This is a genomic window from Methylobacterium sp. Leaf91 (assembly GCF_001422815.1).
GTDB lineage: Bacteria > Pseudomonadota > Alphaproteobacteria > Rhizobiales > Beijerinckiaceae > Methylobacterium.
On the sequence record NZ_LMMP01000023.1, the window covers coordinates 38,372 to 52,778 of the forward strand.

A 14,407-nucleotide genomic window follows, 5' to 3' on the forward strand; every position below is an offset into this window, starting at 1 on the left:
GCGGGAGGCGGACCTATTCCCGCTTGATCACCCGGTCGACCACGAAGTCGGACCAGAAGCCGGGGCGGAAATCGCGCTTCAAGGCCTCGGGGTCGTAGACCGCCTCGACCCAGGTCAGGAAATCCAGACCCTTCGCCTCGCCGTCGCGCAGGTAGAGGTCGAAGAAGGCGTCGAGAATCCCGGTCTTGGCGAAGCGGAAATGGCCGTACCGGGCCGAGAGCTGCTGCATCGCCTCCGAGACCGGCACGCCTTCGTGCAGGATGAGGAACAGGGCAGCGCCGAGGCCGGCCCGGTCCGCTCCCGACTTGCAATGCATCACGGCGGGATACTGGACGCCGTCGAAAAACGCCTTCGCGGCGAGGATCGTCTCCTTCGAGGGCGCTTCGCGGGAGCGCAGCACGAATTCGACGAGGTTCAGCCCCTGATGGGCGCAGGCCTCGCGCTGGAGCGGCCAGGAGCCGTGCTCGCGGCCGCCACGCAGGGAGATCACCGTGCGCACGCCCTGCCGCCGGAACCAGGCGAGCTGGTGGGGTGTGGGCTGGGCCGAGCGCCAGATCTTGCCGGTCCCGATCTTGTGACGGTTCAGATAGGCGAGACGGAACACGCCGTGGTCGACGAGCAGCATGTTGGCCCAGGCCCGCACGCGTGCGCTCCGACCGGAGATCGGCTGCTCGAAGCGGGCGATCCGCGCCATGCGCCGGGCATAGCGGATCTCGGGCTTGATGAATCTGTTGAACACGGGTGGCTGCTGGAACCGGTCGGGAGGACAGTGCTGCGGCTCTAACAGCCGGTAGAGGATCGGGCAAACGCGTGTCGCGGAAGGGCGCCATCGGGCATCGATATTCCCGGCCACGAGAATTCGGCATCCGGCTTGCCTTCATCATGCCCGTATCGTGGATTTCGATGCGACGTCGTTCCCGTTTCCACCGAGCGTAGGGACAGTCATGAAGACGAGCACCACCAGCATCCGCCGCGCCCGTTCGGGAGACGCCGACCGGCTGAGCGACGTCTTCGACGAAACCTGGCGGGAGGCCTATCGCGGCATCATCCCCGGCATTTCCCTGGAGCGGATGATCTCCCAGCGCTCGTCGCAATGGTGGGTCGGCGCGGCCCAGCGCAACCGCCCCCTGGTCGTGGTCGAGATCGGCGACGAGATCGTCGGATACGCCATCTACGGGCAGGCGAGGGGGAGCGCGCTCAAGGCAGCGGGCGAGATCGACGAGCTCTACATCCTGCCGGCCTATCAGGGCCTGGGGCTCGGCCGCCGCCTGTTCCGCGCGATCCGCAACGACCTGATCGACCACGGCCTGACACGGATCGGGGTCTGGACGCTGACGGGCAACGAGCGCGCCTGCGCGTTCTACGCCGGTCTCGGCGGCAAGAGGGTGGCCGAGGCCGTCGACCGCATGGCCGGCGCCGTCCTCGACAAGGCGGCCTACCGCTTCGAATGACATCCGGCCGCCGGGCCGGTCAGAAGTCCCCGTCACGGAACCCTAAGCACGGCATGGATCGTTGATCCTGCGCTGAAGCCGGACCGCTCCCACATGTCGGGGGCCGGCCCGGACTTCCCTGCGCCGGAACAAGGACCACAATGACCACCAGTCAGCAGGACGTGTCGCGCCGCGATTGCACGGCGCAGGATTGGGACGACCGCGTCACCCGCCTCACCGAGAAGCTGCCGGACACTTTGCGCAAGGCCATCGAGTGGCTTCGCGAACCCCATCGCCGCTGGATCAGGATCGGCGCGGCGCTGCTGTTCATCCTCGGCGGAATCTTCTCCATCCTGCCCGTGCTCGGGCTTTGGATGCTGCCGGTGGGACTGGCTCTCCTCAGCCAGGACATCCCGGCACTCAAGGTCCCGCTCGAACGCTCGGCCCGTTGGATCGAGGGCGTCTGGCAGCGCTGGTTCGGCTCGCGCAAGAACAAGCCCTGATCGACGACGTGGACGTCGTGGCGATCAACCGGAAGCGGGCTCGATGGACGCTTCACCGGGCGAGCATCGCTGCACCCTGAGGTAACGATTCGGGGCAAAAGCCCCGCGCAACGGGCGAAGGCCGATTTCTTTTAACCGGGAAGGGATTTAAGAGACGCGTCAAACAGCGCCCCAGGTTGCTGCAGGTTAGAGAGAGGACCCCATGATCATCGATTCCATCTCGATCGGTAAGAATCCGCCAGACGACGTCAACGTCATTATCGAGGTTCCGATCGGCGGTGATCCGATCAAGTACGAGATGGACAAGGAATCCGGTGCTCTGGTGGTCGACCGGTTTCTTTACACCGCGATGCATTACCCGGGGAATTACGGCTTCATCCCGCACACGCTCTCGGGTGACGGTGATCCGTGCGACGTTCTCGTGGCCAATACGCGCGCCATCGCTCCCGGCGCGGTCATCAGCGTTCGGCCGGTGGGCGTCCTCGTGATGGAGGACAATGCCGGCGAGGACGAGAAGATCATCGCCGTGCCGTCCCGCCACCTGACGATGCGCTACGACCGGATCGAGAACTACACCGACCTGCCGGACATCACGATCCAGCAGATCCAGCACTTCTTCGAGCATTACAAGGATCTGGAACCCGGCAAGTGGGTCAAGATCAAGCGCTGGGGCGACAAGGCCGAGGCCCAGCGCCTCATCAACGAGGGTATCGAGCGCGCCAAGGCCGAGAAGGCCTGAGAGCCTTTTTGGATCGGATCTCTCAGCGGCGGCCGATGCCAAAGGCGATCATCCAAGCCGACCACCTCATCCTGAGGCGCCCTTTGCTTCAGCAAAGGGCCTCGAAGGAGCTTCCAGTCATCGCTCGATCCCTGGAGGTCTCCTTCGAGGCCGCTACGCGGCGCCTCAGGATGAGGTAAAGCCTTGGAAAGAGAACCTAAAGAGGCCGCGTAATCGCCTCACAAAGCCTCACCCCGCATCAGCCGGGGCGAGGCAGCCCGCGAGGCCGAGGCCTCGCCGATGAACAGCGACTTCAGGCCGGGGAGCCTGTCGACGAGGCCGAGCCCGAGATCGCGCACGAGGCGAACCGGCAGGACATCGTTGGAAAACAGCCGGTTCAGTCCATCCGTGGCCGCCGCCATGGCGAAGGTGTCGAAGCGCCGGCTGCGCTCGTAGCGTTGCAGCACATCCTTCGCCCCCGGGTCGAGGCCGAGACGCAGGGCCTCCGTGATCTCCTCCGCCAGCGAAGCGGCATCCGCGAGGCCGAGATTCAATCCCTGCCCGGCGATGGGGTGGATCACGTGGGCCGCGTCGCCGAGCAAGGCAAGTCGCTCGCCCCGGAAGCTCCGCGCCATGCCGAGGGACAGCGGGTGGGCGCTCGGCCCGTCCTCGAGGACGAGACGACCGAGATTGAGCCCGAAGCGCCGTTCGATTTCCGCAAGCGTTTCTTCCCGGCTGCCGCCGATCAGCGCCTCCACATCCGAGGTCCGCTCGGTCCAGACGATGGAGGAGCGATGACCCAGCGCGCCGCCATCCACCAGCGGCAGGATGGCGAAGGGGCCGCTCGGCAGAAAATGTTCGAAGGCGCGGCCACCATGCGGACGCTCATGCCCGATCGTCGCGACGATGCCCATCTGCGGATAGGAGCGTCCGACCCAACCGATCCCCGCGGCCTCGCGCAATCTCGAACGCGATCCATCGGCGGCCACCAGCAGGGAGGCAACGGCCCCGCGCCCGTCGGACAGGGCGACGGCGATGCCGGCACCCCGCGCCTGCGCATGGCGGATGCCGACCCGTTCCAGGACAACGCCGCAGGCTCTCGATGCCGAGAGCAGGGATTCCACCAGGAACTGCGCTTCGACCATGTGTGCGAAGGGCTCGCCGGCCTCCGCTCCGTCATCGGCGCCATGTCCGCCAAAGGTGAGAAAGATGGGCCGGACCGGGTCCGTCAGCCGACTGTCGCTGATCGCCATGTCGAGGATCGGTTCGGCCGCATGGGCGATGTCGTCCCAGACCCCCAGCCTCGTCAGCATGCGCCGGCCGCCGGCGGCTACCGCGAAGGCACGTCCCCGATGGCGTAAAGCCGCACGATCCAGCCCCGGATCGAAGACGGCCACATCCAACGATTCGCCATGGGCCTGGCGCAGAGCCAGCGCGAGGCTGAGGCCGGGAATACCGCCGCCCGCGACGATCACCTTGCGAGGTGCGCGACCGTCCATCGATCCGCCCATGCTCTTCACCTCGTCCCCCTCCGCGCCGGCTGCGATCCGACGGGCCTGCACTGGCACCGCGTTTCATCCGAGGCAACGTTTCTTGCCCGAGGCCATGCGCTTTGCCGGAGCCAACGCGCGAAGGCGAGGCTTGGTGCATTGGCGAGGCTCGATACGTGGGCGAGACGTCCGATGCGTGGCTTTCACCCGCGAGCCTTGCATTCCGTGCCCGGTGTGGCGATGCCAATGCCCAATAATACGCGTTGCACGACACCCTCGGTGTCACTGTCCTGCAAAGGCCCGCATGACCGGATCCGTCGACGAACTCCTCGCCTGCCTCGACCTTGAACCGCTCGCTGACAACCTGTTCCGCGGCCAGAGCATCCAGACCGGCTGGTTCCGCGTCTTCGGCGGCCAGGTGCTCGGGCAGGCCCTGGTGGCCGCGTCGCGCACCGTGGAGGCCAGCCGCCCGGCCCATTCCCTCCACGCCTATTTCATCCTCGGCGGCGATCCCGCCGCCCCGATCGATTACGCGGTGGAGCGGATTCGCGATGGGCGCAGCTTCGCTACGCGGCGGGTCTTGGCCCACCAGCATGGCCGTGCGATCTTCACCCTCTCGGCCTCGTTCCACATCGAGGAGGACGGTGCTCTCCATCAGGCCGGCATGCCGGACGTGCCGCCCCCCGAGGCGCTGCTCGACGCCCCCGCTCTCGCCGCGGCGGCGGGGCCGGCGATCCCCGCGACCATGCGGGCCTATCTCGGACGGGCCACCCCGATCGAGTTGAGGCCGGTGGAGGTCGAACGCTATCTGTCGCGCGATCCGCGCGAGCCTCGGTTCCACGTCTGGATGCGGGCGCGAGAGCGGCTACCGGACGAGCCGGCGCTACACAGGGCCGTACTCGCCTATGCTTCCGACTTGATGCTTCTCGACGCCACCCTGATTCCGCATGGCAAGACGGTGTTCGACGCGTCGATCCAATCCGCCAGCCTAGATCACGCGCTCTGGTTCCACCGATCGTTCCGCGCCGATGATTGGCTGCTCTATGTCCATGACAGCCCGTCCGCCTCCGGCGCGCGCGGTTTCGCCAGAGGATCGCTCTTCACTCGACGTGGCGAGCTGGTGGCGTCGGTCGCTCAGGAAGGCCTGATACGCCCGACCGGCGATGGATCCTGAACCTCTGCAACCTTTGCTTTACTGGCTGCCACTCTGCTCACGATATCGTCTGAATGAGTATTCTTTAGGCGATTGACGCAGAAATTTCGCCCGATCCCGCGTCAGTGATCGGTCACTTTGTGTGCAGATGGCAAAATGGGGAAAAGTTCCCTTTGGCATAATCCTTGAATGATGGGCGCCGATCGCTTGGCCATTCTGGCTGGTGCGAAAATGCCGGATCGCCGGGCCGCGACGTAGATCGCGCCGGTGACCGGGGGCATCCAGAACAAAGGGGGCGCCGCCCATGAAGATCGTGATGGCTATCATCAAGCCGTTCAAGCTCGAGGAGGTCAGGGATGCGCTGACCGGGATCGGCGTGCACGGCCTCACGGTGACCGAGGTCAAGGGTTACGGCCGCCAGAAGGGCCATACCGAGATTTATCGCGGCGCCGAATACGCGGTGAGCTTCCTGCCGAAGCTGAAGATCGAGGTCGCCGTCGCGTCAGACCTCACCAGCAGCGTCATCGACGCCATCGCCGCTGCCGCCCGCACCGGCCAGATCGGCGACGGTAAGATCTTCGTCGTGCCGCTCGAGAAGGCCGTCCGCATCCGCACGGGCGAGACCGACGTCGACGCGCTCTGATCCAAAGGCCCGGCTGGACGACGCTCCGGCCTGCCTTCCCCTGCTTTCCCCACATCACCATCGCACCGCGACCGGGAGTTCCGTTTCCATGAAACTTCGCAATGCCCTTGCGCTCGGGATGGGAGGCGCCGCGCTGGCCCTCCTGTTCGTCGAGCCATCCCTCGCACAGTCGCCGACGCCAGAAGTCGTCTCGGCCCCGGCTGCCGCCGCACCCGTTCCGAACAAGGGCGACACCGCCTGGGTGATGATCTCGGCGGTCCTGGTGCTGCTGATGACGGTGCCCGGCCTGGCGCTGTTCTACGGCGGCCTCGTGCGCACCAAGAACATGCTCTCGATCCTGACGCAGGTCTTCGCCATCGCGGCGGTCGTCAGCCTTCTGTGGGTCGCCTTCGGCTACAGCATGGCCTTCACCAATGGCGGCGGTCTCAACGACTTCGTCGGCGGCTTCTCCAAGGTCTTCCTGAAGGGGGTCGATCCGTCCACCACCGTGGCGACCTTCTCCAACGGCGTCGTGATCCCCGAATACGTCTACATCTGCTTCCAGATGACGTTCGCGATGATCACGCCCGGCCTCATCGTCGGTGCCTTCGCCGAGCGGATGAAGTTCTCGGCCCTGCTCGTGTTCTCCATCCTGTGGGTCACGCTGATCTACTTCCCGATGGCTCACATGGTCTGGTACTGGGGTGGTCCGGACGTCGTCGGCGATGCGGCCAAGGCTCTTGCGGCCGCGACCGACGATGCCTCGAAGGCAACCGCTCAGGCTGCCCTGGACGCCGTCAACGCCGATGCCGGAATGCTCTTCAAGTGGGGCGCCCTCGACTTCGCCGGCGGCACCGTCGTGCACATCAATGCGGGCATCGCCGGCTTCGTCGGCTGCCTGATGCTCGGCAAGCGTATCGGCTACGGCCGTGACCTGCTCGCCCCGCATTCGCTGACCATGACCACGATCGGCGCTTCGCTGCTCTGGGTCGGCTGGTTCGGCTTCAACGTCGGTTCCAACCTCGAAGCCAACGGCTCGGCCGGTCTGGCCATGATCAACACCTTCGTCGCCACCGCCGCCGCCGCCGTCTCCTGGCTGTTCGTCGAGTGGATGCTGAAGGGCAAGCCCTCTCTCCTGGGCATGCTCTCGGGCGCCATTGCCGGCCTCGTCGCCGTCACGCCCGCTGCCGGCTTCGCCGGCCCGATGGGATCGATCGTCCTCGGCTTCGTCGCCGGCGGCGCCTGCTTCATCATGTGCTCCACCGTCAAGAACGCCCTCGGCTACGACGATTCGCTCGACGTCTTCGGCGTCCACTGCATCGGCGGCATCCTCGGCGCCCTGGCCACCGGTATCCTTGTGAGCCCGGACCTCGGCGGCGTCGGCATCCCCGACTACACCAGCAAGCCCGGCGAACTGGTTGTGGGCGCCTACGATATGGCGGCCCAGCTCCTCGCCCAAGGTAAGGCCGTCGGCTTCACCATCCTGTGGTCCGCCATCGGCTCCGCCATCCTGTACAAGCTCGTCGACCTGACCATCGGTCTGCGCGTGACCCAGGACGAAGAGCGCGAAGGCCTCGACATCGCCGATCACGGCGAGCGCGCCTACAACTACTGATCCTGCTCTAGCGCGATCTCACCGCACCGAGAGGCCCCGGTCGCCATGCGACCGGGGCCTTTTTCATGGCCGTGAAGGCCCGCGAAGAGGCATCGACCGCCCCTCGGTATACGGGCAGGGCCGGCTCACCCCGCCGGACTGGGGCGAGAATGTGATGCAAATGCAACATCCCGATGGCAAGTCCCGCCAGAAGCCGTATTTGCCTATTTGCTGGGCAATTGCATCAAAGTTAGTTTTGCGAAGATCGGCGGGATTGGGCAACTTGGCTCTCACAGAATAACTGGGGCTGAACTCTAATGACACTGAAGCTGACTTCACTGGGGACTGCCGCTTCCCTCGCCGCGTTCCTGAGCGTTGGCAGCGTCAACGCCGCCGACCTTGCCGCTCCGAAGGTCATGCCGGTCGAGGCGAAGGTCGCCGACCCGCTGATCGGCTTCTCGTTCGGCTCGCGCTACCAGACGGACTACAACTTCCGCGGTGTGTCGCAGTCGAACCGCCAGGGCAGCTACCAGTCCTTCTTCGAGGCCCAGTATTTCGGCGGCTTCGCCTATACCGGCCTCGCCACCTACCAGACCCGCCTGCCCACGCAGCCGGACATGGAGTTCGATCTCGCCGCCGGTATCCGTCCGACCTTCGACAAGTTCACCCTCGATCTCGGCGTGCTCTACTACTTCTACCCGAACGAGAAGCGCCTGCTCGGCCCCGGCGGCGCGTTCCTGACCACCGCCAACACCGACTTCATGGAATATGCCGCCAAGGGCACCTGGGCAGCGTCGGATGCGCTGACCCTCGGCCTCAACGTGTTCTTCTCGCCGAACTTCCTCGGCCAGCACGCCAACGGCACCTACACCTCGGGTACCGCCGCCTACACCCTGCCGGCGAACTGGTTCTCGTTCCTTCCCGAGGCCTATTCGGGCGGCTTCTCGCTCTCGTCCGAGCTGGGCTACTACTTCCTGACCGCTGCCAAGACCTCGGCCACCGGCCAGACCGCGTTCAACCTGCCGAGCTACCTCTACGGCAACGTCGGCCTGTCCTACACCTACAAGAACATCGTCCTCGACGTTCGCTACCACAACACCAACCTGAGCAAGACCGACTGCTTCAACTTCACCGGCGACTACCGCGGCTTCAACAACGGCGGAACCTCCAAGTGGTGTGGCGATGCCGTCATCGGCTCGATCACCTTCCAGACGTCGACTGCAGCTCCTGGCATCTATGCCGAGCCGGGCGGCCTCCTGAACCTCTTCCGCTAAGCCCCAAGCTCAGCGACGGACAAAGAAGGCCCCGGAGCGATCCGGGGCCTTTCTTCGTTGGCGGCGCGGATGAATTCCGGCAAGGCGCGTCGTGACAGTGCATGAAAGCACGGACATCTGTACGCACCGCGCTAACGATCTCTAAGCCTTAAACAGCCGTTAACTCGGTCGCCATAGCGTTACCGGATCGTTTCTCCCTGCGTCTGGTCCCGTATGCGCTCGCTCCGCCGTTCCGCATCGCCTTACGACACCTTCGTCGACAGCTTTCGGCCATTTTTGGCCAAGCGGATGACGGAGATGGGCGGTCTCATCCTCTTTGCCGGCGCGACCGCGCTCACGGTCGCTCTGGCGACCTGGTCCATCGACGATCCGAGCATCAACCACGCCACCGATCATGCCGCGCACAACGTGCTCGGCACCGGCGGTGCGGTGGTGTCGGACCTCGCGATGCAGCTCCTCGGTCTGGGCTCTCTCGCTTTCGCCCTGCCGCCCGCCTTCTGGGGCGTGCAGCTGATGCGATCGCGCGAATTACCCCGGGGCGGGCTGCGGCTCACCCTCTGGATCATCGGATTCTTTGCCGCGAGCGCGGTGGCGAGCGCTCTACCGCCCACCGCCCGCTGGCCTCTTCCCACCGGTCTCGGCGGGGTGGCGGGCGATGCCCTGATCCATACCGCGCGACTCATCGTCGGCGCCATCGCGTCGCCGGCGGCTGCCCTCGTGGGCTTCGCCTTCGCGGCCGTAGCGATCCTCTGCCTCACGGGTGCCTGCCGCGCCGGAGCGGAGCCGGAGGAGGAGCCCTACGATCAGCCCCTTCCGTCCGCGTCCAACCAGCGTCCGCCATCCTCGGCACGGCATGACGGCCGCTATGAGGAGGACGAGCCGAGCCTCGGCATCGTCTCCCTCGGCACCCTGGCGCATCTCCTCATGGGCGGCCGGACCGCCCTCGCCAGGCGCATCGCCGAATGGCGTGCCGAAAGGGCGGCGGCGGCCACGGACCTCGCCTATGCGGGCGCCTCGCCGGCTCTGGCCGCGCGCCGCGCGTTCTCGGATGGAGACGACGCGCCCTGGTCGACCCACGCACCGCAGGAGATGGGAAACCCGGCGAGAGGCGATGCCGCCTCGGCGCGTCGCGAGCCGGTCTTCGAGCCGCAGCCCGTGGCGGAGCCCCGGCCGGTGACACGCCGGCCCCTCCCGGAGCCGATCCTGCACGACGACGAGCCGGATGATGGCGGCGAGGAGTTCTATGCGTCCGAGGAACCGGCCGCGTCTGTGCCGCCCCCGCGCTCCCGCGTCGCCCCTGTGGCACCGTCTCCCGCTCCGGCGCCGATCCGGCGCGCGCCCGTCGCCCAGAACTATGGCGCGGAGAGCTACGCCCATCCGGCTCTCGAATTGCTCGCCGAAGCACCGAGCCTGTCCCTGGCGAGCCAGGTCTCGACGGAAGCCCTGGAGCAGAACGCGACCCTGCTCGAGGCGACGCTCAGCGATTTCGGCGTGCGCGGCGACATCCTCGCCGTCCGCCCCGGCCCGGTGGTCACGCTCTACGAACTAGAGCCGGCCCCCGGCACCAAGTCGAGCCGCGTGATCTCGCTCTCGGACGACATCGCCCGCTCCATGTCGGCGGTCTCGGCTCGCGTGGCGGTCGTTCCCGGCCGCAACGCCATCGGCATCGAACTGCCCAATGCCAGGCGCGAGACCGTGTATCTGCGCGAGCTTCTCGCTTCGGCGGATTTCGTCGAGACGAAGCAGAGCCTCGCTTTGTGCCTCGGCAAGAATATCGGCGGTGAGCCGATCATCGCCGATCTCGCCAAGATGCCCCACCTGCTCGTCGCCGGCACCACCGGCTCCGGCAAGTCGGTGGCCATCAACACGATGATCCTGTCGCTCCTCTACCGGATGAAGCCGGAAGAGTGCCGCCTGATCATGGTCGACCCGAAGATGCTGGAACTCTCCGTCTATGACGGCATCCCGCACCTGCTCTCCCCCGTCGTCACCGACCCGAAGAAGGCGGTCATCGCCCTCAAATGGGCCGTGCGCGAGATGGAAGAGCGCTANCTATGACGGCATCCCGCACCTGCTCTCCCCCGTCGTCACCGACCCGAAGAAGGCGGTCATCGCCCTCAAATGGGCCGTGCGCGAGATGGAAGAGCGCTACAAAAAGATGTCGAAGGTCGGTGTGCGCAACATCGACGGGTTCAACGCGCGCCTCGCCGAGGCCCGTGGGCGCGGCGAGGTCCTGACCCGTACGGTCCAGACCGGGTTCGACCGCGAGACGGGTGAGGCGGTCTACGAGACCGAGGAGATGGACCTCAATCCGCTCCCCTACATCGTCATCGTGGTCGACGAGATGGCCGACCTGATGATGGTGGCGGGCAAGGACATCGAAGGCGCGATCCAGCGCCTGGCTCAGATGGCGCGCGCAGCCGGCATCCACCTCATCATGGCGACGCAGCGCCCGTCGGTGGACGTCATCACCGGCACGATCAAGGCGAACTTCCCGACCCGGATCTCCTTCCAGGTCACGTCCAAGATCGACAGCCGCACGATCCTCGGCGAGATGGGCGCCGAGCAGCTGCTGGGCCAGGGTGACATGCTGTTCATGGCCGGTGGTGGCCGCACCACCCGTGTCCACGGCCCGTTCTGCTCGGATTCGGAAGTCGAGAGCGTCGTTGCCCACCTGAAACGCCAGGGACGGCCGTCCTATCTCGAAGCTGTCACCGCCGACGATGGCGAGGACGACGACAAGGGGACCAAAGGCGGAAAATCGGCCAAGGGCTCGATCGACGAGATCGAGGTCGACGGCGCGGTCTTCGACCAGGGCAGCTTCGGCGAGAGCGGCGGCGATCTCTACGCCCAGGCGGTGCAGGTGGTGATGCGGGACAAGAAAGCCTCCACCAGCTACATCCAGCGCCGCCTGCAGATCGGCTACAACCGCGCCGCCTCGCTCATGGAGCGGATGGAGGTTGAGGGGATCGTCGGTTCGGCCAACCACGCGGGCAAACGCGAGATCCTGGTCGAGCCCGATCCGCACGAGATGTGATGCGCGCCGTCAGGCGCGCGGCGCGAACAGGATGATCCCGGTGCCGACGAGGCAGATCGCGGCACCGGTCATATCCCACCGGTCCGGCCTCTGGCTCTCGGCGAGCCACAGCCACAGGATGGAGGCGGCGATGTAGACGCCGCCATAGGCGGCATAGGCCCGGCCCGCCGCGTCGCTCTCCACCCTGGTGAGCAGCACGGCGAAGAGGACGAGGGACGCCACGCCCGGCAGGGTCCACCAGGCCGACCGGCCGAGTCGCAGCCAGGCCCAGAAGGCGAAGCACCCGGCGATCTCGGCCAAAGCGGCGCCGGTATAGACGAGGGCGGTAATCAGGGGTTCGCTCCATCACGAAAGGGGGGCCGCGCGCCGCGTTCCCATGCCGGTCATTCTCTCAGCGGGATGACGGCCCGCGAGGGCCGGGCCTCCGCCTCCCGCCCGACACTCCGGCCCAGAATGGATCCGAGTGCCGAATCCAGCCGGGCATGCCGGAAGGCGAACCCGCTGGCGAGCGCTTTCTCGGGCAGCACCCTCTGCCCGCCCAGGAGCATCTCCTCGGCGAAGTCGCCGCCCAGCCAGCGCAGGAGCCGCGCCGGAAGCGGGAAGATTGCCGGGCGGTGGAGCTGCCGCGCCAGGGATGCGGCGAAATCGGCATTGCGGACCGGCTCCGGCGCGGTGGCGTTCACCGGTCCCGCCATGGTCGGCGTCGCGATGGCGTGGCAGATCAGGCGGACGAGGTCGTCGCGGGAAATCCACGACATCCATTGCCGCCCGGAGCCGATCCGTCCCCCGAGGCCGAACTCGAACGGCATGAGAAGTCGCGCGAGGAGGCCGCCCTCGATTCCGAGCACCAGCCCGGTGCGCAGGAGGACGACCCGTGGGCCGAGGGCCGCGATTGCCATCGCCTCCCGCTCCCAGGCCGCGCACACCCTTTGGGTGAAGGCCGAAGCCGCCGGGCTCGATTCGGTGAGGCTGTCATCGCCGCGCAGGCCGTACCATCCGACGGCCGAGCCGCTGACGACGACGGAAGGTGCCCTGTCGAGGCGGGCCACCAGTTTGGCGAGCCTCCGAGTCATCCTCAGGCGCGACGCGAGGATCGCGCGGCGCTTGGCGGGCGTCCACAGCCCGTCGGCGATCGGTTCGCCCGCGAGATTCACGATGGCATCGAGCCGCGCGCCGTCCGGCAGTTGGTCGAGGGAGGTGACGATCCGCAACGGCGCGGGCAGTGCCGCGGCTTTCGCCCCGTCACGGGTCAGGACCGTCACCTCGTGGCCGGCCGCCACGAGGCTCGCCACGAGGCGCTGGCCGACGAAGCCGGTGGCGCCCGTTACCAGGATCGACCGCGCCGGAGCGAGCACGTCCGCGAGCCCGGCCGGCGCGGGCAGGCCCAGGCGCTCGGACCGCCCGGCGGCGAACCAGTCGCGCAGGCCGAAGATCGCGACGGAGAGCGAGGCGGCGAGGGCGAGGGCGCTCCAGGCTCCGTGGCTCACCCAGGCGATGCCCGTGGCCTCCCTGGCCCAGCCGAGCAGCACCGGCAGAATGAGGACGAGGATCGCACCGTAATTCAGCGCCAGGAGGGTGTGGTTCACCCGTTCGGTGGCCGGTAGGCGCCGACTCAGATCCTCCTCGACAAAGTCCATCAGCGTGATGACGACCTCGACGATGAGCACGCCCATGATGGCCCAGGCGAGCAGTCCCTTGGGTTCGGCGAAACCGAGGGTGAGGAAGAGCAGGGCATAGAGCCAGTTGCGCACGGCATGGAGACGCAACTCGCCGCGCTGGGACGGTCGCCAGGCGAGGCGCTCGGTTAGTTCGTGGTGGTAGAGGGTGTCGAAGGCCCCCATGGCGATCTGCACGGCGATCAGCCACCACAGCAAGGTCGAGGTCATGATGTCGGGTCTCCCCCGTGATGGATCAGGCGTCGACGACGTCGCGGAACTCCGCCTCCTGGCGGATCAGCGTGCCGAACCAGGGATGACGAACGATGAGGATGAAGGCGAAGCGGTTCGTCCCGGTCTCGCCGTGGGTCACCGTGAGGGTGCCCGGCGTCAGGAAACCGGGAAGCGGCAGACGCCATCCGCCCAGCCGGAGGAAGTAGCGGCGGCTCGAAAAGACCAGCCTGCCTTCGACGACGGAGACATCGAGGCTCATGCCGAGACCGCCGCCCACATGCTCTTCGAGGCCGGTGGGCCCGGCGAAGCGCTTGGCCGAATTGACGGTCTGGGGAAATCCGTCCGGCCGCGCGTAGAGCCGCGTCCAGACCTGCCCGCCCCCCGACCGGTCCTCCGTCACGGAGACGACGCTGGCGAGGCCCTTGGCCCGTGAGGTAGGGAGCGGGCCGCCGATGAGGCGGGCAGCTTGTGCCACGACCCAGCCGAGACGGCTCATCCGCGTCTCGACCACGGTGCCCACATAGACGGAGCCGGTGCCGGGTTGGAGACGCTTGGTGAAGCGCCGGCGGATCGCAGGCGACAGAGTGGTCCAGTCCTCGTCCGCGATCAGGCTGCGAAAGCGCAGGTCGCGGAGGTCGGCCTCGTGCGCACGGGCCATCACCGGACTATCGCCGAGGGGAGGCGGCGTCCGGCCCAT

Annotated in this window: 12 protein-coding genes and 2 pseudogenes; 9 read left to right on the top strand and 5 right to left on the bottom strand. The window is 67.0% G+C overall.

All coding sequences use genetic code 11. The features are described from left to right. Window positions 1-13: 13 nt before the first annotated feature. The gene (locus ASF32_RS14850; protein ID WP_056429774.1) at window positions 14-739 is read right to left on the bottom strand and encodes a tyrosine-protein phosphatase; all 726 of its coding nucleotides are present in this window, start codon (window positions 737-739) and stop codon (window positions 14-16) included. Window positions 740-944: 205 nt separating this feature from the next. Between ASF32_RS14850 and ASF32_RS14855 the strand changes: the two genes are divergently transcribed. The 3 genes from ASF32_RS14855 to ppa all read left to right on the top strand — a co-directional run bounded on the left by ASF32_RS14855 (window position 945) and on the right by ppa (window position 2,672). Next, complete coding sequence (locus ASF32_RS14855) at window positions 945-1,451, top strand: GNAT family N-acetyltransferase (RefSeq protein WP_056429776.1); 507 nt, start codon at window positions 945-947, stop codon at window positions 1,449-1,451. 140 nt (window positions 1,452-1,591) lie between these two features. Continuing rightward, window positions 1,592-1,933, top strand: coding sequence for a hypothetical protein (locus ASF32_RS14860; RefSeq protein ID WP_056429778.1), 342 nt, complete (start codon window positions 1,592-1,594; stop codon window positions 1,931-1,933). 202 nt (window positions 1,934-2,135) lie between these two features. Next, entirely contained in the window at window positions 2,136-2,672 is a 537-nt protein-coding gene (gene ppa / locus ASF32_RS14865; protein ID WP_018044679.1) for an inorganic diphosphatase, read from the top strand. A 218-nt stretch (window positions 2,673-2,890) separates the two neighbouring features. Here ppa and ASF32_RS14870 read toward each other — a convergent pair whose 3' ends face one another. Then, window positions 2,891-4,162 carry an FAD-dependent monooxygenase gene (locus ASF32_RS14870; RefSeq protein WP_200919153.1) on the bottom strand — a complete coding sequence of 424 codons (1,272 nt, stop codon included), beginning with the start codon at window positions 4,160-4,162 and terminating at the stop codon, window positions 2,891-2,893. A 283-nt stretch (window positions 4,163-4,445) separates the two neighbouring features. On the opposite strand from ASF32_RS14870, the gene tesB reads away from it, so the two are divergent. The 6 genes and pseudogenes from tesB to ASF32_RS26585 all read left to right on the top strand — a co-directional run. Then, window positions 4,446-5,315 carry an acyl-CoA thioesterase II gene (gene tesB, locus ASF32_RS14875; RefSeq protein ID WP_056429779.1) on the top strand — a complete coding sequence of 290 codons (870 nt, stop codon included), beginning with the start codon at window positions 4,446-4,448 and terminating at the stop codon, window positions 5,313-5,315. Window positions 5,316-5,598: 283 nt separating this feature from the next. After that, a complete protein-coding gene (locus ASF32_RS14880; protein WP_018044676.1) occupies window positions 5,599-5,937 on the top strand; it encodes a P-II family nitrogen regulator in 339 nt (112 codons plus the stop codon). Between the two features lie 88 nt (window positions 5,938-6,025). Continuing rightward, on the top strand, window positions 6,026-7,531 hold the full coding sequence (locus tag ASF32_RS14885; protein WP_056429781.1) for an ammonium transporter: 1,506 nt from the start codon (window positions 6,026-6,028) through the stop codon (window positions 7,529-7,531). 296 nt (window positions 7,532-7,827) lie between these two features. Continuing rightward, complete coding sequence (locus tag ASF32_RS14890) at window positions 7,828-8,784, top strand: TorF family putative porin (protein ID WP_244478085.1); 957 nt, start codon at window positions 7,828-7,830, stop codon at window positions 8,782-8,784. 213 nt (window positions 8,785-8,997) lie between these two features. Beyond that, window positions 8,998-10,737: pseudogene (locus ASF32_RS14895) on the top strand (DNA translocase FtsK 4TM domain-containing protein); the annotation flags it as partial. Window positions 10,738-10,836: 99 nt separating this feature from the next. Continuing rightward, window positions 10,837-11,821 (top strand): annotated as a pseudogene (locus ASF32_RS26585) (FtsK/SpoIIIE domain-containing protein); the annotation flags it as partial. A 9-nt stretch (window positions 11,822-11,830) separates the two neighbouring features. Here the strand turns inward: ASF32_RS26585 and ASF32_RS14900 are convergent. From ASF32_RS14900 to ASF32_RS14910, 3 genes are read right to left on the bottom strand one after another with little or no spacing between them, the layout of a single operon-like run. Then, a complete protein-coding gene (locus ASF32_RS14900) occupies window positions 11,831-12,154 on the bottom strand; it encodes a YnfA family protein (protein WP_082470370.1) in 324 nt (107 codons plus the stop codon). Between the two features lie 50 nt (window positions 12,155-12,204). After that, window positions 12,205-13,707 carry a TIGR01777 family oxidoreductase gene (locus tag ASF32_RS14905; protein ID WP_056429786.1) on the bottom strand — a complete coding sequence of 501 codons (1,503 nt, stop codon included), beginning with the start codon at window positions 13,705-13,707 and terminating at the stop codon, window positions 12,205-12,207. Window positions 13,708-13,732: 25 nt separating this feature from the next. Then, window positions 13,733-14,368, bottom strand: a complete 636-nt coding sequence (locus tag ASF32_RS14910; RefSeq protein WP_056430465.1) for a DUF4166 domain-containing protein — start codon at window positions 14,366-14,368, stop codon at window positions 13,733-13,735. Window positions 14,369-14,407 lie beyond the last annotated feature (39 nt).